Genomic DNA, 21080 nt, shown 5'->3' with positions numbered 1-21080 from the left:
TTACGAAACAACAAAGATACTTAATTAAAACTTACAGCAGCTGCCTGAGGATCTCTTTCATTTCACTCAACATCATTGCGGTAGCTCCCCAAACTACATGTCCGTTAAGAAGAAATGCAGGCACCTCTATATTTGTGGCGTATGAAGTAGAAAGGGTCTCTTTAATTAAACAGGATTCGCTCATAAACTCCTCAAGCTTGATCTCCAGTACAGCTTCTACTTCATCCTCCTGTGGTATTAGCATCGGAGTCTTCTTCATCACTCCCATAAATGGATGTACCCAAAAATTACTTGGCGGAATATAAAGTCTGGTCATCTCCCTTACTATTTCAACCTCGTGTTGTGGAATTCCTACTTCTTCTTCTGTTTCCCGAAGGGCTGTGTGCGCAAGGTCCCGGTCCTCAATTTCCACCCTGCCTCCCGGAAATCCTACCTGGTTGGAATGTACTCCTTTATAAGTTTTTCTAAGGATCAAAACGAATTTAGTTTCTCCCTGTGGCCCCGGATAAAAAACCGATAATACCGCAGCCTGCTTCGGCTTTTGCTTATCAATATTTAGATTTTCCAGTTCTTTCATCCGCAGCATTGGCGCCAATTTGAAGTGCGCGTCATCGCCCGGAAGATTAATTTTCCTTAAATTCGGACTTAGATTAAGAAAATCCTGAAAATTCATGAGATCTAATTTTTTGCTGATATTAATTTTGACCACTGCCGTTTTTGCAAGTTGTGAAGATAAACAATCTTCCACAAAAAATGAGGTGGAAACCATGTTAGAGGAACCCGTACAACCCGATTCTGCCCGTGTAGATAACACCAAGGTTGATGAAGTTGTGGAAGCTGAAGTAGAAAAGAAAGAAAAAAGAAAAGGGCCACTACTCGTGCAGGAAGAATTGATCCCTTTCCTGATGGAGTACGGGAAAAAACACGATGAGAACAGGGTGAGGATTAAAACCCGCTTTGGAAATATTGATGTCGAATTGTTCCGGGATACTCCTCTTCATCGCGCAAACTTTCTGTATATGGTAAACCAGGATTACTATGACGGCACTTTTTTCCATCGTGTTGACGAAGGATTTGTCATTCAGGGAGGAAATTCAGACAATCCCGATACCAACATTAAGCGCCACCGAATTGGAGACTTCTTAATACCCAGCGAATTCGACGCCGGGCATAGCCATGTGCGAGGCGCTCTTGCAGCCGCAAAATATGCCGAGCAAAATGTGAGTAAGGCATCTTCCCCTTATGAATTTTACATAGTTCAGGATCCTGATGGCTCTCCTCACCTCAACAATGATCATACAGTATTTGGACGTGTGATCTCGGGTATGGACGTGGTTGACGAGATCAACAAGGTGCCTACAGACGACAGTGAATGGCCACTGCGCAACATCCACATTGAAATGGAAATCCTGGATTAGTTACTGCCTTGTGTAATAACTGTAATCCTTGAGCACAGTCTTAAGGAACTGTACCGGTTTTTCTTCGGGAGTAACCCCAAGTAAATCTGATACCCTGTTAGAAAGTTTTGCAATAACTCTATAATTGGAACTGGCAAGGGATGACCTGTAAATCTCTTTGATCTCCTGCACGTCACTGTCTGAAAGTACAGTGACCTGCGGGTAAACCGGCCGGTAATCATCAGGAACATTTACCAGCAGGGTCTTATCCAGCCCTGTTCGCACCCTTTCGGAAATAACAGTTGTACCTGCGGCAAGATCTCCAAGGCGCTGTCCTTTTCCGTTTAACAAGATAGTAACCACTGCCACGCTCCCACTGGTGATGGTAATATCTACAATCCTCAATAACCAGCGCACCATGTAATTGGAAAACGCAGGTTTTGAACCATCCAGTTTCACTACCCTTAACTGTAAAGCTGCCTTACCCGGAGATTGACCATTCCACAAACTCTCCCATAGCAAAAAATACAGCAGCAGGGGTAGCAGCACCACACTCATAAAAAGCCATTCCTGCCCCTGATTGCCATCCAGCCCTCCCATAAGCATGGTTACAATAATGACGTAAGCCAGCATCATAAGGCCATCAATAAGATATGCAAGAATACGCTCTCCTACCCCCGCAACATTTTGTGTAATACTTATATTTTGAGCTGTTTCAATTTGAAAGTTATCCATTTAATATGTTTCTTTGAGACAAAATAGCAAAGAATGCGCGAGGCCGCTTTTGTGAAGCAAAATAAGGATAAATGGCAAAGATTTGAAAGGGCCCTGCAAAATAATGCTCTTTTGCCTCCCGGCGAACTCTCCTCGCTCTACCTTGAGGTGACAGATCATCTTAGCTACGCCCAGACTTTTTATCCAGGAAGCAATACGCTGCACTATCTCAACGGCCTGGCATCAAGGGCTCATCAAAAGATCTACCGGAATAAGAAAGAACCTAAAAACCGGTTTGTAACTTTCTTTACTGAAGAATTTCCCCGTGAGTTCTACCAATACCAAAAGCAGTTGCTACTGGCTTTCCTGGTGTTTGTTCTTTTTGTCGCAGCAGGGAGTTTCTCTGCAGCAAGTGACGGCGCATTTGTACGTTCTATTCTGGGAGACCCATACGTCAATATGACCCTTGATAATATCGCTAATGACGACCCTATGGCCGTCTACAAAAAAATGGGGGAAATGGAAATGTTCCTGGGGATCACCATCAACAATGTAAGAGTGGCTTTGATGGCTTTTGTTTTCGGGATTTTCGCAGGTTTGGGAACCCTGTTCATCATCATGCAGAATGCCATTATGCTGGGCTCCTTCCAGTATTTTTTCTATGAAAAAGGCCTGCTCTGGGAATCGGTAAGAACTATCTGGATTCACGGGACCATAGAGATCTCTGTGATCATTGTTGCTGCCTGCGCTGGTCTGGTTGTAGGGAAAGGAATTCTTTTTCCCGGCACCTACTCCCGGCTTACTTCGTTTATTAACGGAATAAAAGCCGGACTCAAGATCGTGATTAGCACCGTTCCCTTCTTTATCCTCGCCGGATTTCTTGAAGGTTTCGTGACCCGACATACCGAAATGCCCGACTGGCTGGCGATATTAATTATTTCCGGCTCCCTTGCCCTTATCCTGTTTTACTACGTTTTTTATCCAATCATATTACACCGAAAACCACCTGATGAACCAACCAATTCAATTCCGTAAACAGCGCGAGCTGGGAGATATTATTACTGATACCTTCAAATTTATACGCCAGAATTTTAAGCCCCTTTTCAAAGCTATCTTTAAAATTACAGGACCTGTTTTTGTGATTCTCATCCTGGCGATAGGTTATTATTCTTACCTGGGAATGGACCTGTTCTCCAATCCATTTTTGAATGATAGTTCAGAGATGAATATTGAAATGTTCATCATTGCAATATTTGTTCTTTTCTCCTCAATGGTGGCATTTTACATACTACTTTATAATACGGTACTTCATTTCATAAAAAGTTACATTGAAAATTTGGGAGTCGTAGATCATTCTGAAGTTGTTAAAGGTGTAAAGAATGACTTCGGAAAGATGTTAGGCCTTATTCTACTGGTAGCAATTATCACCCTTTTCGCCTTCTTTTTATGTGTGCTCCCGGCAATTTATGTTTGGGTGCCACTATCCCTTGCGCCGGCAATGCTCATTTTCGCCCGCACCTCAGTTATAGATTCCATTAGTTATTCATTCAGCCTTATTAAAGACAACTGGTGGAATACATTTGCCACACTTTTCGTGATCACCCTGCTTATTTACATCATAAGCCTTATTTTTCAGTTTCCGCTTATGGTCTATATGTTCATCAAAGCCATGACCATGTCGCAGGAAGGCAGTATTGCAAATCCTGGAGATCTTGTGGACTGGGTGTATGTGTTGTTTAATGTACTTTCTTCAGTTTTTCAATACCTGCTTGCGGTTATTGGGGTGGTTGCTTCAGCTTTTATTTATTACCATCTTGATGAGAAGAAGAACGCCACTGGTACTTACGAACGCATCTCAAACCTGGGGTCTTAAAAATGGCAAAATTCTTCCTCATTTTTTTCTTCGGAATCAGTCTTTCGGTATTTGCCGGTGAGGTTGTAATGCCGATGCAAACTGCGGAAGAAGAGCTGGTGCCTTTAGATTTTTCCGAAGAAACCATTGATAAATTTCAACAAGACCCAGATTATGATTATTCTGAAGTAACGGCCGAAGATAACTGGTGGACAAAATTCAAGCGTTATTTAAGCCTGCAATGGCAACGGTTCCTGGATTGGATCTTTGGAGATTATGAAGCTCCGTTCCTGCTCGCTTTTTTCCTGAAGATCCTGCCTTACCTTTTGCTTGGCTTACTGCTTGCTCTTGTGCTCTACCTCTTTACAAAATTAGCTCCCGGAAATAACATTTTTGGAACCCCATCTGGCGGAGAAGTCCATTTTAGTGAAGAAGAGAAGATCATTAAAACCAGGGACATCAGGAAATTAATAGATAAAGCCATAGCAGCCGAAAATTACCGGCTCGCCATACGCTATCATTTCCTTTACATCCTTCAGCAGTTATCCCGAAAGGAATTAGTGAGCTACGATGCGGCAAAAACCGATGAAGAATATGTACTGGAAATCCAGGATCCACAACTTCAGAATAGATTTAGAAGATTGAACCGGATCTACGATTTTGTGTGGTATGGAGATTTTACCACCACGGCTACAGATTATCAAAAGATAAGAAAGGAATTTGTTACAACCGAAGAAATAATACAACCGCAGCATGAGCAAAGCATATAAGATCTCTCTCGCCCTGCTCGTTTTGCTGTTGGTGTTTCTCACCTGGCTGGAAGCGAATGAACCACAAGAAGTAAATTGGAGCCCCAGTTATGCTGCTTTAGATAAGATCCCACTGGGCACAAAGGTGCTTTTTGAAAACCTCAAACAGCAGGATATTGACCTGCAGGAAGTCAATATTCCACCCTATAAATTCCTGAACGACTCGACCATCACCGGAACCTACTTTTTCCTGAACAACAGCCTGGGATTCGACGATCCGGAATTAAAGAGAATACTTGCCTGGGTTGCCAGGGGAAATACCGCATTTTTCATCGCCGAAAATTTCAGCCAGAATCTTCTTGACACTTTAAACCTGAAGATGGAAACCCTGGTACCCAAAAAGGGCATTTCGTCAAAACCTTTTTTGAATCTTAAAGATCCGGCTCTTGAAAGCAATCGGCCTTTTCTCTTTGATAAAGAGACATATCAGGATGTTTTTATCATACCCGATTCCTTACCTAAAGATGTGCTGGGAGTAACGCAGCTTCAGCAAGATTCAGCTAAAATAACTGCTCCAAAAATCAACTTTTTGAGAGATACTGTGGGGAAAGGAATGGTTTATTTACATTCCACACCAAAAGCCTTCAGCAATTATTTCCTGCTGCAGGACAACAACGCCGAATATATTGAAAGAGTCCTGGCTTATCTTCCCACCCAACAACCTGTATTTTGGGACCACTACTACAAGACCGGCAAATCTTTTTACACCTCACCCCTGTTTGTGATCCTTAACAGTAAACCATTGCGCTGGGCCTACTATTTTGTAATTATTGGCAGCCTGCTGTTTATCATTTTTGAAGGGAAGCGAAAACAGCGAAGTATCCCTGTCATTAAACCGCTGCAAAATCAAACGCTCGACTTTACACGCACCATCGCCGGATTGTACCTGGACCGCGCTGACTATAAAAGTATAGCATCAAAAAAGATTGCCTTATTTTTGGAGTACGTGCGCTCTCAATATCGCGTTGCTACTAACGAAATAAACCAGGGTTTCTACGATCGCGTAGCGGCAATGAGCGAAAATAGCACCAAAGAAGTAGAAAGATTATGGCAACTTATGGAGAGACTTGAGAAAAAAAACTCGGTATCAAAAGAAGAATTGCTGGAGTTAAACAAGGCCATTTCGGCTTTTAAAAAGAAGTAAATGGAAAACGAAGAAATAAAGAACGACGAGATCACTTTTGAAAACCGTATTCCGCTTGAGGAATTAAAGTCGGCCGTAGAAAGCTTAAAAAAACAGTTATCAGGAATCATCATTGGTCAGGAAAGGTTTATTGAACTTCTTATCGTGGCCCTGCTTGCCGATGGTCATGTGCTTATAGAAGGTGTTCCCGGTGTAGCCAAAACCATCACCGCAAAGTTGTTTGCCAAAACCCTCAAAACCGGATTCAGCAGAATACAATTCACGCCCGATCTTATGCCGAGTGACGTGCTGGGAACTTCAGTGCTTAATTCCAGGACTTCGGACTTTGAATTTAAACCCGGCCCGGTGTTTTCAAACATTGTTCTCATAGATGAAATTAATCGCGCTCCGGCAAAGACCCAGGCGGCACTTTTTGAGGTCATGGAAGAGCGACAAATCACCATAGACGGTAAACAGCACAGTATGCCACCGCCATTCATGGTGATTGCAACTCAAAACCCCATTGAACAGGAAGGAACTTACGCCCTTCCAGAAGCGCAACTGGACAGGTTCCTCTTTAAGATCAATGTAGGTTATCCTTCAATGGAGGAAGAGATTAAGATCTTGCAGTCACACCACGAGCGGCAGGGAGTTTTACCCCAGGAAAAAATTGAAGCCGTTCTCGACCCCGAAAAGCTCCAGGTGCTGCGTACGCAAATCCAGAGTATAAGAATAGAAAAGAAGTTACTTGGTTACATCGCTGAAATCATTAGTAAGACTCGAAATCACCCGCATCTGTACCTTGGGGCTTCACCACGGGCTTCCATTGCAGTTATGAATGCGTCTAAGGCAGTAGCGGCTGTAGATGGAAGGGATTTCGTCATCCCCGAAGATATTAAGAAGGTACTGGAGCCGGTGCTTGGTCACCGAATCATTTTATCTCCCGAACGTGAAATGGAAGGCAGTACCACAGCCGGTGTTATTGATATGATCACTCATTCTGTAGAAATCCCGAGATAATTGGTACATTTTTTCAAGTCACTATATCTCCATCAACGATTTTTTGTGATCGTTTTCACCCTGGCGGCAGGTTTCCTGTTTTCCTATTGGGTTCCGTGGCTTTATCCGGTTTTATGGATACTGACCATCATGTTCCTGCTCATTGCCATGGCCGATATTGTTGTCTTGTTCAAAAGCTCCGGAATCACTGCTGAAAGGATCCTTCCAGATAAATTCTCCAACAGTGATGAGAATGAAGTGGAGGTTTTGCTTCGGAATTTGTACAGTGTTAAAACACAGGTTGAAGTTATTGACGAGATCCCCGTACAGTTCCAAAAAAGGGATTTTTCATACCTCACCGAATTACCTTCAGGGATATCAACCTCTTTCAACTATTCCCTGCGACCGGTGGAGCGGGGAGAATATTTCTTCGGAAGTTTAAATGTCTTTGCCTCCACTCCGCTGAAGCTGGTCAAACGCCGGAAGAAGTTTGGAAAAGAACAAATGGTGAAAGTCTATCCTTCTTTTATTCAGATGAAAAAGTATGACTTCCTGGCTGTAGACCGTAAGATCTCACAACCAGGACTCAAGAAAATAAGGAAGATTGGGCATACCATGGAGTTCGAGCAGATCAAAGACTATGTGGCGGGAGACGATGTGCGCAGCATAAACTGGAAAGCCACTGCCAAACAGGGAGGGCTTATGGTGAACCAGTACCAGGATGAACGGTCACAGCCTGTTTATTCTGTGATAGATACAGGCCGCACCATGAAAATGCCTTTTAATCATCTCAAGTTGCTCGATTATGCAATTAACAGCGCCCTCGCATTTTCAAATATTGCCCTAAAGAAAAAAGACAAAGCTGGTTTGATCACATTTTCCAGCAAAATGGAAAAGATTCTCCCTGCAAGTTCCAAAAAAGCCCATTTGAACCTGCTGTTGGAATCCCTCTACAACGTTAACACACGGTACCGGGATTCAGATTTTGGTCTTTTGTACACCCATTTAAACCGAAGACTGGCACAGAGAAGTCTACTCCTGCTGTACACAAACTTTGAACATCTAAGCGCCCTGCACCGGCAAATGCCCTACCTGCTGGCTTTATCAAAAAAGCACCTGCTTGTTGTCATCTTTTTCGAAAATACCGAACTGGAAAATTTCATCTCTTCCAATGCCGAAAAAGTACCGGATATTTTCAATCAAACCATTGCTGAACAGTTTAGCTACGACAAACGATTGATGGCAAAGGAGCTTCAAAAACACGGAATTCAGACTATTCTCACGCGTCCCGAAGATCTAACGGTGAAAACCATCAACAAATATCTGGAGATCAAGAAGAGGGGAATTCTTTAGGTTTTTCGGGAGGTAAGAGTTGAGATTTTTGGTTTTATATAGAAAAGGAATATCTTCATCATATGTAATCCGGTCGCCAATCATATCCTGTACCTACGGCACAGAGAGTTCCCATGGCGTTTCTTTACCTACAGTTCGTCCCTACGGGACGTAGAATTATCAAAATATTTTTCCGCTATCCACATTGTACCCCATGAGACCAAATTATCATCAAATTTTTTGTCCCGTTAGGGACAGCATATCGGTAGAATTAATAAAAAAAACAAACAGTGCCTTTAGGTACGGGATATAAGATTCGGAAAAAAATTGCAACATCAAAAGCATTATTGGCTGGCCTCCAATCATATCCTGTACCTACGGCACAGAGAGTTTCCATGTGGCTTTTTTTACCCACAGCTCGTCCCTACGGGACGTGAAATTTACTGATGTAATTTTAGCTATGAACATTCTGTCGCACTGTGAACAAATTATCATTAATTATTTTTGTCCCGTTGGGGACAGCATACCGGTAGAATTAAAATAAAAAACAAACAGTGCCTTTAGGTACGGGATATAAGATTCGTAAAAAATTGTAACACCGGAAGCAATATTGGCTGGCCTCCAATCATATCCTGTACCTACGGCACAGAGAGTTTCCATCTCGTTTCTTTACCCACAGTTCGTCCCTACGGGACGTAGAATTATCAAAATATTTTTCCGCTATCCACATTGTGCCCCATGAGACCAAATTATCATCAAAATTTTTTTGTCCCGTTGGGGACAGCATATCGGTAGAATTAAGGTAAAAAAACAATCCGTGCCTTTAGGTACGGGATATAAGATTCGCAAAAAAAATCGTAACACCGGAAGCAATATTGGCTGGCCTCCAATCATATCCTGTACCTACCGCACAGAGAGTTTCCATGTCGTTTCTTTACCCGCAGTTCGTCCCTACGGGACGTAGAATTATCAAAATATTTTTCCGCTATCCACATTGTGCCCCATGAGACCAAATTATCATCAAATTATTTGTCCCGTTAGGGACATCATACCGATAGAATTAAAATAAAAAACAAACAGTGCCTTTAGGTACGGGATATAAGAATCGTAAAAAATTGTAACACCGGAAGCAATATTGGCTGGCCTCCAATCATATCCTGTACCTACGGCACAGAGAGTTTTCATGTGGCTTTTTTTACCCACAGCTCGTCCCTACGGGACGTGAAATTTACTGATGTAATTTTAGTTATGAACATTCTGTTGCACTGTGAACAAATTATCATCAAATTTTTTGTCCCGTTACGGACATTATATCGGTAGAATTAATATAAAAAACAAACAGTGCCTTTAGGTACGGGATATAAGAATCGTAAAAAATTGTAACACCGGAAGCAATATTGGCTGGCCTCCAATCATATCCTGTACCTACCGCACAGAGAGTTTCCATGTCGTTTCTTTACCCATAGTTCGTCCCTACGGGACGTAGAATTATCAAAATATTTTTCCGCTATCCACATTGTGCCCCATGAGACCAAATTATCATTAAAATTTTTTGTCCCGTTGGGGACAGCATATCGGTAGAATTAAGGTAAAAAACAATCCGTGCCTTTAGGTACGGTATATAAGAATCATAAAAAATTGTAACACCGGAAGCAATATTTGCAGGCCTCCAATCATATCCTGTACCTACGGCACAGAGAGTTTCAATGTTGTTTCTTTACCCACAGCTCGTCCCTACGGGACGCAAAACTTATTGATGTAATTTTTAGCTATGAACATTCTGTCGCACTATGGCCAAAGTATCATCATTTTTTTGTCCCGTTAGGGACAGCATATCGGTAGAATTTAAATAAAAACAATCCGTGCCTTTAGGTACGGGATAGTTTTCATGTGGCTTTTTTCACCTACAGATTGTCCCTCCGGGACGTAAAATAAACATTTGGGACACCACTGTCTTATCTAATTCAGAGCCTTCTTATAGGTTTCCAGCGCTCTTGCCCTGGCGAATTTGTGATCAACAATCGGCTCAAGGTAACCGGCTCTAAAATCTTTGATCCAGGTTTTCACGTATTCGAGTTTAGGATCAAATTTCTTCAGTTGCGATTCAGGATTAAATATTCGGAAATAAGGAGCAGCATCACAACCTGTACCCGCAGCCCATTGCCAGTTCCCATTATTAGAAGCCAGTTCGTAATCCAGGAGTTTTTCAGCAAAATAAGCCTCCCCCCAGCGCCAGTCTATCAACAAGTGCTTGCACAGGAAACCTGCAACCACCATACGGACCCGATTATGCATCCACCCGGTTTCATTTAATTGACGCATTCCGGCATCTACAAGAGGATAGCCTGTTTCTCCCCTGCACCACAATTCAAATTCCGTTTCATTGTTTCGCCATTGAATGCGGTCGTACTTTCTTCGGAAGTTATGATGCTCTACATGAGGAAAATGATAAAGGATCGTCATGAAAAATTCCCGCCATATAAGTTCGTTAAGCCAGGTTTCATTTTGCTGTAGCGCCTGTTTGACAAGGTGACGAACACTTACAGTTCCAAACCTTAAATGAACTCCAGCCTTGCTGGTACCATCAATGTAAGGCAGGTCTCGATTCTTGTGGTATTGTTTTATTAATTCTTCAGAAAGGTCTGCTTCGGCAACTTCAGGATTTGTAGTCTCAAATCCGATTTCAGCTAAAGAAACGATTGGTTTATTTGGCCTTTTTAGCAGGTTAGACAAAAAATCTTCCGAAGGAAAATTTGGAACAGCATTTTGGTACAGCTGTTCTTTCCATTTTTTTGAATAGGGTGTAAAAACGGTGTAAGGAGTGCCATCGGGTTTCAGAACTTCATCCTTCTCAAATATCACCTGATCTTTATAGCTATGGAATTCCACCCCATGAGCTAATAGAAATTCCGAAACCTCTTTATCTCTTGTGCGGGCATAGGGTTCGTAGTCATGGTTGATGAATACTTTCTGAACAGGGTACTCAAAAATGAGCTTTTCAAATGCCATTTTTGGCAGGTCATACAGTACAAGTAAGGAAGCCCCGAATTGAGATAATTCAGAATTTATCTTCTCCAGTTGGCGATAAATAAAATTAACCCGCCGGTCTTTTTTGTTAGAAAGCGTATTGAGAATGGCAGGATCAAAAATAAAAACCACCTGCACAGGGCGGCCACTGTTGAGAGCGTTGTAGAGTGCAGTATTGTCAAAGAGCCGCAAATCTCGTCGCAGCCAGCAAATCGCTATGCCTTCTTCTCCTTCATTTTTTGCCATGGTGAGTATTTTCTATTCTTATATCCGTGGATATTACTACTGATAAAAAGTACGACAGCGGCAGCAATTGCGGTATAAAAAATAAGATTTTCATCTCCTTTATTGGCAATTCCCACAGCGACCAGCCCCCAAACTCCCACGAGGGCGAATTCTCTCATATTACGCGTCCAGGTGATCACAAGGTTAATAACTGTAGCAACAGCTATCATGATCAAGGTCCATAATACTTCAGAAATTCCGAAGCCATCCCAGCCAATGTCGGTAAGATATGCAGCAGTATTTGCTATTAATGCTACGGTGATCCATCCTGAGTAGAGCGAAAAAGGCCACCATACAAACGCGATTTCAGATACCGGCTTGTCGTCTAGCTCCATCCTGGTCTTAAAAACAATGACCAAGAGAGAAATAAGCAGTAGCGACATTACCAGTACTGAAAGTGCCGTGAGATGGTTTAGCCACGCAAATATCCAACTAATGTTAAGTAGGCAGGTGATCACAAACCACCAGCCGATCCTGGCTGCTATTTGCCTGCCGCGCGAAGAGACGATTTGATAGGTCACAAAGCCTGCAAGCCCTAAATAGATCAAGCCCCAGATGGAAAAAGCATATCCTGCCGGTGTGAACAGGTTCTCATATTCGGCAGAAACAGATCCCATGGTTTCACCGTTGATTGCCCCAGTGTTAGACAGGTAGTTTAGGACTACCATGAGGAGAAATGCGATAATATTTGCTATCTGAATGGTCTTTTTCATAATACTGTGGTTTTTAAATTTGAGGCTGCAACGGCTTTTTTTCGGTTTAGGAGATACCTATAGATAAGAAGGTTCATCAGGATCAATTCTGCACCATAAAAAGCATCTTCTACAGGAATGGTTCCTACGCGAAAATTCATAAATTCTTCAGCATTGTACCACACAACCGGTTCTTCGATCCAGCTTCCGGTAAGCACCCCATTGACGAGAAAAAAAGGGATTAACAGCACTCCATAGATCATATAGAACCTTGTTAACCATGAAATTTTCAGAACAAACTGTGCGTATAAAAGCAGCAAAGCGAAACTGATAAAGGTAGTTGCCGTGTATACTCTTTGAAAGTAAATAATTCCAAAAATGAATAAAAATGCCACCAGGCAAAGCGTGATGATTTTTTGCATTTTTGGGCCTCCCAATTTGTCGAGGAAGAGATCCAAGCAGTGAAATGTAAAGACGCAGGCATAAGGGATGCAGAAAAAGAAAAGTACCTCTTCTACAGGTAGGTTTCCTACTTTAACACCTGTAAGGTAACGTTCATTAAAGCCCCAAACGCCCATTTGGGTGAATAACATGTCCCACAGCACGAAGGCTAGTCCTGTAAGAAAAACCGCCGGAAAGAAGGCGCCCCAGGTCTTATGAAACTTCAGTTTAGGATGAAAGGAAAACAGGAACGGAACAATTATCGTAAAAAAGTTAACCAGCAGATAAGTGTATTGCATCAGGCAGTTTTTCTTTGTTCCCTAAAATATTTCATTGGCACCCACAGCATTCCGAAGCATTCCCCATCCTCTTTACCTATGTGTTTATGATGCATTTTATGGGCCCGGCGAATGGCTTTAAAATAGGGATTGTCTGCCTTGCGCAACACTTTAAATCGCTGATGAATAAAGATGTCATGAACAAAAAAGTACGCCATCCCGTAAAGTGTAATTCCCAGGCCTATCCAAAAAAGGAAATTATAACCGGCTTCCATACCCAGGTAAAGGCATACAATGCCGGGAACCGCAAAAATGAGGAAAAAGAAATCGTTGTGTTCAAAAAAACCTTTTGACTCTTTTTTGTGGTGGTCTTTGTGTAAAGTCCATAGCAGCCCGTGCATGATATATTTATGGGTAAACCACGCAACACCTTCCATAGCAAGAAAAGAGGCAAGGACTATAAGAAAATTTATTGCAATTGTTTCCATCATATTTTTTTTAGTAGTTCCAATTTACTGAATTTCAACCGGCTAATCCAATTTTTCTTTTTCTGAAGTTGTAAGACCTTTTGAAGTTTTGAGGTACTTCAGGATCATGTTTTGAAGTACAGGATCTTTAATATTTCCCACCCCATTGAGCAACAAGCGCTTGTCTTCATCAAGGTTATCTCTATACCCCAAAAAACCCGGGGCTTCGGCCTGTACGGCAAACCTCAGAAAGCGCAGTTCAAGATTATTTTTATCGGCTGAAATTGCGGTGCCCAGAATGTCTTTCCCTTTATTAAAGTGCGACATCTTTTTAAATGGATTTCCTACATGCTTGGCCATCATCATATGTCCCGCTGCTTTATACCCCATCATCACAGGATGTGTAAAAGTATTTGCTTCTGAAATTTTCAAAAGACGCGCAGCTGCCTCCTCATTTTCTACAGCACGGTCATACAACATTCTTGCTTCTGAAAGATTCATATCCTGAGCGAACATTCCGCCAGTCATCAGCAAAAAAATCATGATAATATTTTTCAAACCATTCTCATTTTGCATTCCAATAAACTATTGATCATCAAGCCCACTTTCCTGCCATTATTTATTCTAATCCTGCCTGATAGTACACGCTTTGCCGGTAATCTCTTGATCTTCTTAAATAAAGACTGATAATACACATATGCCAGGTAAACGCCACCTTTTGATGAAGCAGGAAGCATCTTTATTCCCTGCAGGGCAATGCTAAAATCTTCTTCAATCTCCTGTTCGATTTGCTTTTTAGCCTCCCCCGAAAAGTTTTCCATATCAACCCCGGGAAAATAAGTTCTTCCCAAAACATGGTAGTCATCTTTCAGGTCTCTGAGAAAGTTTACTTTTTGAAAGGCAGCACCAAGTTTCATTGCATAGGGCTTAAGCTCTGCAAACATTTTTTTATCTCCGCCGGTAAAAACGTGCAGGCACATAAGGCCTACCACTTCGGCAGAACCTAAAATGTACTGCTGATATTTTTCATCGGTATAATCCACTTTTTGAAGGTCCATTTCCATGCTCTGCAAAAATGTATCGATAAGCTGAGTATCTATGTCGTACTCATGTACCACTTCCTGAAAAGAATTCAGGATAGGATTTGCAGAGATCTTTAACTCGAGAGCTTCATAAGTATCTTCACGAAATTTTCTAAGCAGGTATTCCTGGTCATATCCTTCAAAACTGTCAACAATCTCATCGGCAACCCTTACAAATCCGTAGATAGAATAAATTGGATCACGCAGCCGGTCATGCAAAAAATAGATTCCCAGCGAAAAGCTGGTACTATAGGAGCGTGTAGTGAGGCGGCTCACCTGTACCGACAGATCATCAAACAGTGACTTCAAACTTCTTCTTTTTTAATTCCTTAATAACTTGTTCTGCCGCGATCTTACCCGAGATGAGCGATGGAGGCACTCCCGGCCCGGGAACGGTAAGTTGCCCGGTATAGAAAAGATTTCCGAGTTTCTTGTTCCTTATTTTTGGCTTGAGTATGGCCGTTTGTTGCAGCGTATTGGCCAGCCCGTAGGCATTACCTTTGTAGGAGTTGTAATCTTCAATAAAATTGGAGACACAATAGCTCTCTTTATGATCTATCTTTCCGGAAATTTTTCGTCCTATTTGTTTTTCCAGCCTCTTGATCATGATTTGAAAGAACTTTTCCCTGGTTGGCTCTTCATCCTTTAATCCCGGCGCCAAAGGCATAAGCAGGAAAAGGTTTTCGTGGCCTTCGGGAGCTACAGTATCATCGGTTCTTGAAGGGCAACAAACATAGAATAAAGGCTTTTTAGGCCAGTTTGGCTCTTTGTAGATTTCTACAGAATGATCAAAAAGATCTTCATCAAAAAAGAGGGTATGATGCTCCAGCTCAGGAATTCTTTCGGAAACTCCCAGGTAATAAATAAGACAGGACGGCGCAAAGGTTTTATTCTCCCAGTACTTTTCGCTGTAATTCTGATGTTCCTTCTGAAGTAATTTTTCCTCAACATGGTGATAATCGGCAGCTGCCACAACAGCATCAAACTCAATTTCTTCGCCGTGTACTTTTAGGCTTTTCACGCTTTTATCAGTTGCTATGATCTGCTCTACGGGCGCATCAAGATAAATTTGCACTCCCTGGGCTTTAGCAACTTTAACCATGGCCGCAATCACGCTTCCAAACCCGCCCTGCGGATACCAGGTTCCCAGCTTGAGTCCGGCATAATTCATAAGGCTGTAAAGGGCCGGCGTATCCTGAGGCATGGCGCCCAGAAATAACACAGGAAATTCCATAAGGGCTATCAGCTTGGGATCTTTGAAATATTTGCGCACGTGCTTGCTAAAGGAAGAAAAAACCTGCAGTCGCATAGCACCTTTTATAAGATCAAGGTCTACAAACTCGGTTAGGGAAATACCCGGCATATACACCAGTCTCTCCATACCCTGCTCATATTTATACTGGGCCTCTTCCATGAATTTATCGAGTTTGGCGGCACTTCCTACTTCAATACTCTCGAAAAGCTCCCGTAACTGATCGTAATTTTCGGGTATGCTCAATTTTTCATTCTGCGGAAATACAACCTCAAAAGAAGGGTCCAAAAGGTCGAGCTTATAGAGTTCCTGCACTTTGTACCCAAAGTCGCCGAAGAATTTTTCAAATACATCGGGCATCCAGTACCAGCTTGGCCCCATGTCAAAAGTATAACCTCCTGAAGTTTGTAATTGCCTGGCTCTACCACCAGCGGTGCTGTTCTTTTCAAACAGGTGCACCTCGTGGCCGGCTGCGCCCAAATATGCAGCTGCACTCAACCCCGAAAAACCTGCTCCTATTACTGCTATTTTTGACATATTTTTAGGCTACTTTAGTTCGTTTTAGTTCACGTTGAAGGTCTTCTACTTGAGAGATCTTTACCAGATTCTCATTTGTTGAAACTCCTTCGGAACTTGTTTCCCTCCCTGCAACAAACACTTTTCGGTTCCCTGCAATCTTCCGAAGCTCATTCAGGTAAGATTCTATATTCTCGGGCAAATCACAACGTACCATGAAGATCAACAGGTTCTCAATATGAAGGTCTTTGATACAATTATCGACAGAAGCAAGAGGCACATTTGCCCCTAGATAAATTACATTTCTCCCACTGCTCCTCAACAAAAAATTCGAAAACAGAAGTCCTAATTCGTGATATTCATCTTCGGGTAAAAACAACAACCAGTTTTCTCCCGTTTCCGAAGTGGGCGGCATAGAGTCTATAGCCGTAAACATCTTTTGCCTCAAAAGATTAGAGATAAAATGCTCCTGGGAAGGAGGAATATTATCTACAGACCACATGAGTCCAATTCGATCTAACAACGGAAGTATTATTTCAATATACATTTTTTCAAGGCCAAATTTCAACAGGCAATGAGAAAATACTTTCTCAAAATTGGCTTCGTCATAGCTCATCCCTGCAGCAATAAGCTGATTGATAAAATACTGGTAATCACTCTCTACACCAGCTTCCTTTTCATATTCCAGTCTCATTTTATGAAGCTCTTCATCGCTAAGGCTACATAATTTGGATATCTTTTTACCCGTAGGCAGTAATCCAACAATATTGAGCAGTCGTCGCAATTGCGCTCCGTCATAATAGCGCGTATTACCCTGAGACCGGTGCGGATTAAGCGCATTATATCGCTTTTCCCAAATGCGAATGGTATGAGCTTTTATTCCTGAAAACTGGGAAAGCTGACTTATGGAAAACTGATCCATTGTTTAAATATTTAAATCCAAAATTAAACATAAAATGCTTTGATATATGTTAATTCTGGATTAATATTACCAAAAAATATTTATACACCCGGCAGCAACAAAAGCTTGCATCGATCTAAATATATGAAAATAAGAGACTTGAAAGGATCAGAGTAATTAAAAGAAATTTTGTAAAGGAATAATTATCTTTGAGAAATATGAAACATACCAATAAAAGCCTGTTACTAAAAGGGCTTAATTTTCTCGCCGGAGCGTTACCCCTTTCCTTTATAGGTCCAGTGGTGCTTTTTAGTTCGTTTAAAAATACCGAAAGCCCCTGGTTCATTCCTGTTCTTATTTTCGCATTGATCGCTATGGCAGCGGCTATTTTCCTCATGTTTAAAGGAATAAGTACTGTTATGAAATCGCTGTTCGATTAGGTGTCAAAAATGACAATTTTAAAACTCCTTATTTTTGAAAAAATTAATTTTCTTCTCTTTTTTCCTCTCCTGCATGTCGTTATGGGCGCAGGAAACCCTTGTTATTAATGGAGTTATAAAAGACGTCCAGAACAACGAGACCCTTGCGGGAGTCAATATTCTTTTCCCTCAACTACAAACAGGAACCGTGACCAATGACTATGGATTTTACTCCATAAAAATTCCTGAAGGCACTCACAGGATGGAAGTTTCTTATCTCGGTTATCAGTCTGTCTCTCAGATGGTGGACGTAAATAAGGATATGAACCTGAACTTTCAGCTAAACACAGCTGCCCAGGATCTCGAGGAAGTAGTGATCACCGATGACAGTGAGCGGCTCAATATAAGAAAGCCCGAAATGAGCGTAAATAAGCTGGAAATCGCCACTATTCAGAAACAACCTGTAGTTTTTGGGGAGGTAGATATCGTTAAATCCCTGCTTTTACTTCCCGGAGTTTCAAATGCCGGTGAGGGTTCTTCAGGTTTCAACGTACGCGGCGGTGCAGCCGATCAAAATCTTATTTTACTCGATGAAGCCACTATCTATAACTCCAGTCACCTGTTTGGATTATTTTCGGTATTTAATCCCGATGCCATAAAGAACCTGAAGCTGTATAAAGGAGGTATACCCGCCAATTACGGCGGAAGAGTATCTTCTGTCCTCGATATTTATCAAAAAGATGGAAATAGTCGGGAATTTGAGGCTAATGGCGGAATTGGACTGATTTCCAGTCGATTGCTTGCGCAAGGACCAATTGAGAAGGAAAAAAGTTCTTTTTTAATTGGAGGCCGAAGTTCATACGCTCACCTATTTTTAAAACTAACTGATAATGAAAATTCTGCGTATTTCTATGATCTCAATACCAAGCTGACTTTCAGGCTCGATCAAAAAAACACTATTTTATTCTCGGGTTACTTTGGGAGGGATGTGTTTAATTTAAGTGACAGTTTTAAAAACATTTATGGGAATTCAGTTTTCAACCTTAGATGGAATCGCGTTTTAAAAGATAATATCTTCAGCAATCTTTCACTCATATACAGCGATTATTACTACGGTCTCACCTTAGATTTTGTGGGATTCAACTGGAACAGCGGGATCAAAAACATCAATTTCAAATATGATCTCGACCATTATCTAAACAGGAACCTGAGCCTGGACTACGGCATTCATTCTACCTGGTATGAGTTCAATCCGGGAGAAATAGAGCCCAATTCGGCTTCTTCAGGAATTATTCCGAGAGAACTTATCAAGAAATACGCTTTAGAATCGGCTGTATATTTATCGGTTGAACATACAATTTCCGAAAAACTTTCCGCAGAATATGGCATTAGGTACAGCAACTTTTTGAGAATGGGACAGGAGGAGCTCAACCTTTATGATGAAAGTCCGGTAAGATACAACGAACGGTTTGGGATATATCAGGAAGCCGATCCTGTAGGCGTAAAAACTTCAGAAAAAAGTGAGGTGGAGCGTTCTTTTGGAAATTTTGAACCCAGGCTTGCCCTGGCCTACTCTTTTGCTGAAGATCAAAGCGTCAAACTCAGTTATAACAGGATGACCCAGTACGTGCACCTTATAACCAACACCAGTTCTCCTACACCGCTGGATGTATGGACGCCAAGTGGTAAATATATCGAACCCCAATCTCTGGACCAGGTAGCAGCAGGGTATTACAGAAATTTTTCAAATGATGAATATTCGCTTGAAATTGAAGGTTATTTTAAAACCCTGCGAGACCGGCTTGATTATATAGACGGTGCAAATCTTATTGCAAATGATGCTATTGAACAGGTAATTTTACCGGGAGAAGCCCGGGCTTATGGCGCAGAGTTACTGCTGAAAAAAAATAAAGGGAAATTCACCGGATGGCTTGCCTATACCTTATCAAAATCTGAACAACGCACCCCCGGAAGAACACCTACAGAACCCGGAATCAATAATTCGGAGTGGTACGCCACCGCTTACGATAAGACGCATGATGTTTCCTTGACTGCTACTTATGAGGTGAGTCAAAAATGGGATTTTAGCGCCAACTTTATTTACCAAACAGGTCTTCCCACAACTTACCCTACCGGGCAGTATGTTTTCGAAAACATGACGATCCCTGTCTATGCGGGCCGAAATAGTAACAGACTTCCTGATTATCACAGGCTCGACATATCAGCTACCTATACGCCTAAAAAGAGATTTGAAAAAGGTTATAGTTCTTCCTGGAATTTTGGGCTCTACAACGTCTACGCCCGTAAAAATGCGGTTTCGATTAACTTTAGGGAGAACGATGACACCTCGGTCAATGAAGCTGTAAAACTTTCGCTTTTCGGCATAGTGCCCTCTGTCACCTACAACTTTAAATTTTGACGATGAAAAAAATTGGTTTTTTACTGCTGCTTATGATGTTTATCTCATGTGAAGAGGTGATAGATGTTGATTTGGAAGAAACTGAACCACGGCTCGTCATAGAAGCTTCTCTGGTGTGGAATAATGAAGAGGAAACGAATTTACAGAGCATTAAACTTACTACAACAGCCCCTTATTTTGATGACGAAGTACCACCGGCAACCGGGGCAAGCGTAAAGATCACTTCCGAGACAGGCGAGGAATACATTTTTGAAGAGGTAACCGAAGGCATTTATCAGAATGACAAAATAATACCTGTAGAGAATAGCACCTATCAGCTCGAGGTGATCTATGAAGATGAAGTGTATATTGCCACAGAAGAGTATTACACCACTCCCAATCTGCTTTTCGTTGAACAGGAACTGGGTGGGTTTTCAGGAGATGAATATGAGTTTAAAGTATTTTATGAAGACCCTGTAGATGCAGAAAATTTCTATTTCTTTCGTTACCTGAATGAGCAGTATTCACTTCAAATCTATAATGATGAATTCACAAATGGCAACCAGACTTTTGCATTTTTCACCGACGAAGATGCAGAAGAAGGCGATCTAGTGCTGTTCGAAATACAGGGGATCTCCGGCGGATTTTACGATTATATGTTCATACTGCGTTCTCAAGCTGGCACTTCTAACGGGGGACCTTTTCAAACCCAGCCCAGCATTGTGAGAGGAAATATTGTAAATCGGACCAACCCTGAAAATTTTCCCTTCGGATATTTCAGGCTTTCTGAAGTTGACGTTCTCACTTATGAAGTGAAATAGCACTACAACCCTCCAGGGCTTTCCCTTACATTACCTGAAGTAATTTTGAGGAAAGAAGACCCTCCCAGTCCTTCGCACTTCCCCGCCATGAAAGGGAGGGGATGCTGAAAATCGTTTTCTACAGAAGCTTCTCGCTTAAATGTTCCCCTCCTCAGCTGAGGAGGGATGGATTCGCCGGGAGGCGGAGACGGGGTGGTGCATAGGGACTGGGATGCTTGTTGGGTAAACGGCACGGATTGCAAATCCGCGCCAGCGACATTCCTGAAACGAGACCC

The 21080-nt window shown here is 41.9% G+C and carries 20 protein-coding genes; 10 read left to right on the top strand and 10 right to left on the bottom strand.

Annotated features, from left to right (window positions below; translation table 11 throughout):
- Nucleotides 1-31 precede the first annotated feature (31 nt).
- Nucleotides 32-673, bottom strand: coding sequence for an NUDIX hydrolase (locus ACQ93I_RS14180; RefSeq protein WP_431699069.1), 642 nt, complete (start codon nucleotides 671-673; stop codon nucleotides 32-34).
- On the opposite strand from ACQ93I_RS14180, the gene ACQ93I_RS14175 reads away from it, so the two are divergent.
- Nucleotides 672-1418 carry a peptidylprolyl isomerase gene (locus tag ACQ93I_RS14175; RefSeq protein ID WP_431699068.1) on the top strand — a complete coding sequence of 249 codons (747 nt, stop codon included), beginning with the start codon at nucleotides 672-674 and terminating at the stop codon, nucleotides 1416-1418. The genes ACQ93I_RS14180 and ACQ93I_RS14175 overlap by 2 nt on opposite strands.
- Here ACQ93I_RS14175 and ACQ93I_RS14170 read toward each other — a convergent pair whose 3' ends face one another.
- The gene (locus ACQ93I_RS14170; RefSeq protein ID WP_431699067.1) at nucleotides 1419-2132 is read right to left on the bottom strand and encodes an RDD family protein; all 714 of its coding nucleotides are present in this window, start codon (nucleotides 2130-2132) and stop codon (nucleotides 1419-1421) included. It lies immediately after the preceding gene.
- Between the two features lie 33 nt (nucleotides 2133-2165).
- Here ACQ93I_RS14170 and ACQ93I_RS14165 point away from each other — a divergent pair, with 33 nt between their 5' ends.
- The 6 genes from ACQ93I_RS14165 to ACQ93I_RS14140 are packed head-to-tail and all read left to right on the top strand — an operon-like array spanning nucleotide 2166 to nucleotide 8247.
- Nucleotides 2166-3146, top strand: a complete 981-nt coding sequence (locus tag ACQ93I_RS14165; protein ID WP_431699066.1) for a stage II sporulation protein M — start codon at nucleotides 2166-2168, stop codon at nucleotides 3144-3146.
- Nucleotides 3121-3984 (top strand): hypothetical protein, encoded by an 864-nt coding sequence (locus ACQ93I_RS14160; protein ID WP_431699065.1) that lies wholly within the window; start codon nucleotides 3121-3123, stop codon nucleotides 3982-3984. The genes ACQ93I_RS14165 and ACQ93I_RS14160 overlap by 26 nt, the downstream gene beginning before the upstream one ends.
- 2 nt (nucleotides 3985-3986) lie before the next feature.
- Nucleotides 3987-4733 carry a DUF4129 domain-containing protein gene (locus ACQ93I_RS14155; protein ID WP_431699063.1) on the top strand — a complete coding sequence of 249 codons (747 nt, stop codon included), beginning with the start codon at nucleotides 3987-3989 and terminating at the stop codon, nucleotides 4731-4733.
- A complete protein-coding gene (locus tag ACQ93I_RS14150) occupies nucleotides 4717-5916 on the top strand; it encodes a DUF4350 domain-containing protein (RefSeq protein ID WP_431699062.1) in 1200 nt (399 codons plus the stop codon). Before ACQ93I_RS14155 ends, ACQ93I_RS14150 begins: the two co-directional genes overlap by 17 nt.
- Nucleotides 5917-6915, top strand: a complete 999-nt coding sequence (locus ACQ93I_RS14145) for an AAA family ATPase (RefSeq protein ID WP_431699061.1) — start codon at nucleotides 5917-5919, stop codon at nucleotides 6913-6915.
- Nucleotides 6916-8247, top strand: a complete 1332-nt coding sequence (locus ACQ93I_RS14140; protein WP_431699060.1) for a DUF58 domain-containing protein — start codon at nucleotides 6916-6918, stop codon at nucleotides 8245-8247.
- Nucleotides 8248-10185: 1938 nt separating this feature from the next.
- On the opposite strand, the gene ACQ93I_RS14135 is transcribed toward ACQ93I_RS14140, so the two are convergent.
- From ACQ93I_RS14135 to ACQ93I_RS14100, 8 genes are read right to left on the bottom strand one after another with little or no spacing between them, the layout of a single operon-like run.
- On the bottom strand, nucleotides 10186-11499 hold the full coding sequence (locus tag ACQ93I_RS14135) for a cryptochrome/photolyase family protein (RefSeq protein ID WP_431699059.1): 1314 nt from the start codon (nucleotides 11497-11499) through the stop codon (nucleotides 10186-10188).
- Entirely contained in the window at nucleotides 11469-12251 is a 783-nt protein-coding gene (locus ACQ93I_RS14130) for a tryptophan-rich sensory protein (protein ID WP_431699058.1), read from the bottom strand. Before ACQ93I_RS14130 ends, ACQ93I_RS14135 begins: the two co-directional genes overlap by 31 nt.
- On the bottom strand, nucleotides 12248-12970 hold the full coding sequence (locus tag ACQ93I_RS14125; protein WP_431699057.1) for a lycopene cyclase domain-containing protein: 723 nt from the start codon (nucleotides 12968-12970) through the stop codon (nucleotides 12248-12250). Before ACQ93I_RS14125 ends, ACQ93I_RS14130 begins: the two co-directional genes overlap by 4 nt.
- A complete protein-coding gene (locus ACQ93I_RS14120) occupies nucleotides 12970-13437 on the bottom strand; it encodes a sterol desaturase family protein (protein WP_266070715.1) in 468 nt (155 codons plus the stop codon). The genes ACQ93I_RS14125 and ACQ93I_RS14120 overlap by 1 nt, the downstream gene beginning before the upstream one ends.
- A gap of 42 nt (nucleotides 13438-13479) precedes the next feature.
- Nucleotides 13480-13959: a hypothetical protein gene (locus ACQ93I_RS14115; protein WP_431699056.1), complete on the bottom strand. Its 480-nt coding sequence runs from the start codon at nucleotides 13957-13959 to the stop codon at nucleotides 13480-13482.
- An 11-nt stretch (nucleotides 13960-13970) separates the two neighbouring features.
- Nucleotides 13971-14807 (bottom strand): phytoene/squalene synthase family protein, encoded by an 837-nt coding sequence (locus tag ACQ93I_RS14110; protein ID WP_431699055.1) that lies wholly within the window; start codon nucleotides 14805-14807, stop codon nucleotides 13971-13973.
- Complete coding sequence (locus tag ACQ93I_RS14105) at nucleotides 14791-16287, bottom strand: phytoene desaturase family protein (protein WP_431699054.1); 1497 nt, start codon at nucleotides 16285-16287, stop codon at nucleotides 14791-14793. Before ACQ93I_RS14105 ends, ACQ93I_RS14110 begins: the two co-directional genes overlap by 17 nt.
- A 4-nt stretch (nucleotides 16288-16291) precedes the next feature.
- Nucleotides 16292-17188 (bottom strand): MerR family transcriptional regulator, encoded by an 897-nt coding sequence (locus ACQ93I_RS14100; RefSeq protein WP_431699053.1) that lies wholly within the window; start codon nucleotides 17186-17188, stop codon nucleotides 16292-16294.
- A gap of 197 nt (nucleotides 17189-17385) precedes the next feature.
- On the opposite strand from ACQ93I_RS14100, the gene ACQ93I_RS14095 reads away from it, so the two are divergent.
- From ACQ93I_RS14095 to ACQ93I_RS14085, 3 genes are all read left to right on the top strand, one after another.
- On the top strand, nucleotides 17386-17607 hold the full coding sequence (locus ACQ93I_RS14095; RefSeq protein ID WP_431699052.1) for a DUF6095 family protein: 222 nt from the start codon (nucleotides 17386-17388) through the stop codon (nucleotides 17605-17607).
- A gap of 73 nt (nucleotides 17608-17680) precedes the next feature.
- The gene (locus ACQ93I_RS14090; RefSeq protein WP_431699096.1) at nucleotides 17681-20005 is read left to right on the top strand and encodes a TonB-dependent receptor; all 2325 of its coding nucleotides are present in this window, start codon (nucleotides 17681-17683) and stop codon (nucleotides 20003-20005) included.
- A gap of 2 nt (nucleotides 20006-20007) precedes the next feature.
- Nucleotides 20008-20805, top strand: coding sequence for a DUF4249 domain-containing protein (locus ACQ93I_RS14085; protein ID WP_431699051.1), 798 nt, complete (start codon nucleotides 20008-20010; stop codon nucleotides 20803-20805).
- The last annotated feature ends 275 nt before the right edge of the window (nucleotides 20806-21080 follow it).

The organism is Salinimicrobium sp. WS361 (assembly GCF_050750585.1).
GTDB lineage: Bacteria > Bacteroidota > Bacteroidia > Flavobacteriales > Flavobacteriaceae > Salinimicrobium.
Note: the sequence above shows the minus strand (reverse complement) of the source record. Positions and strands in the feature narration are given on the sequence as shown.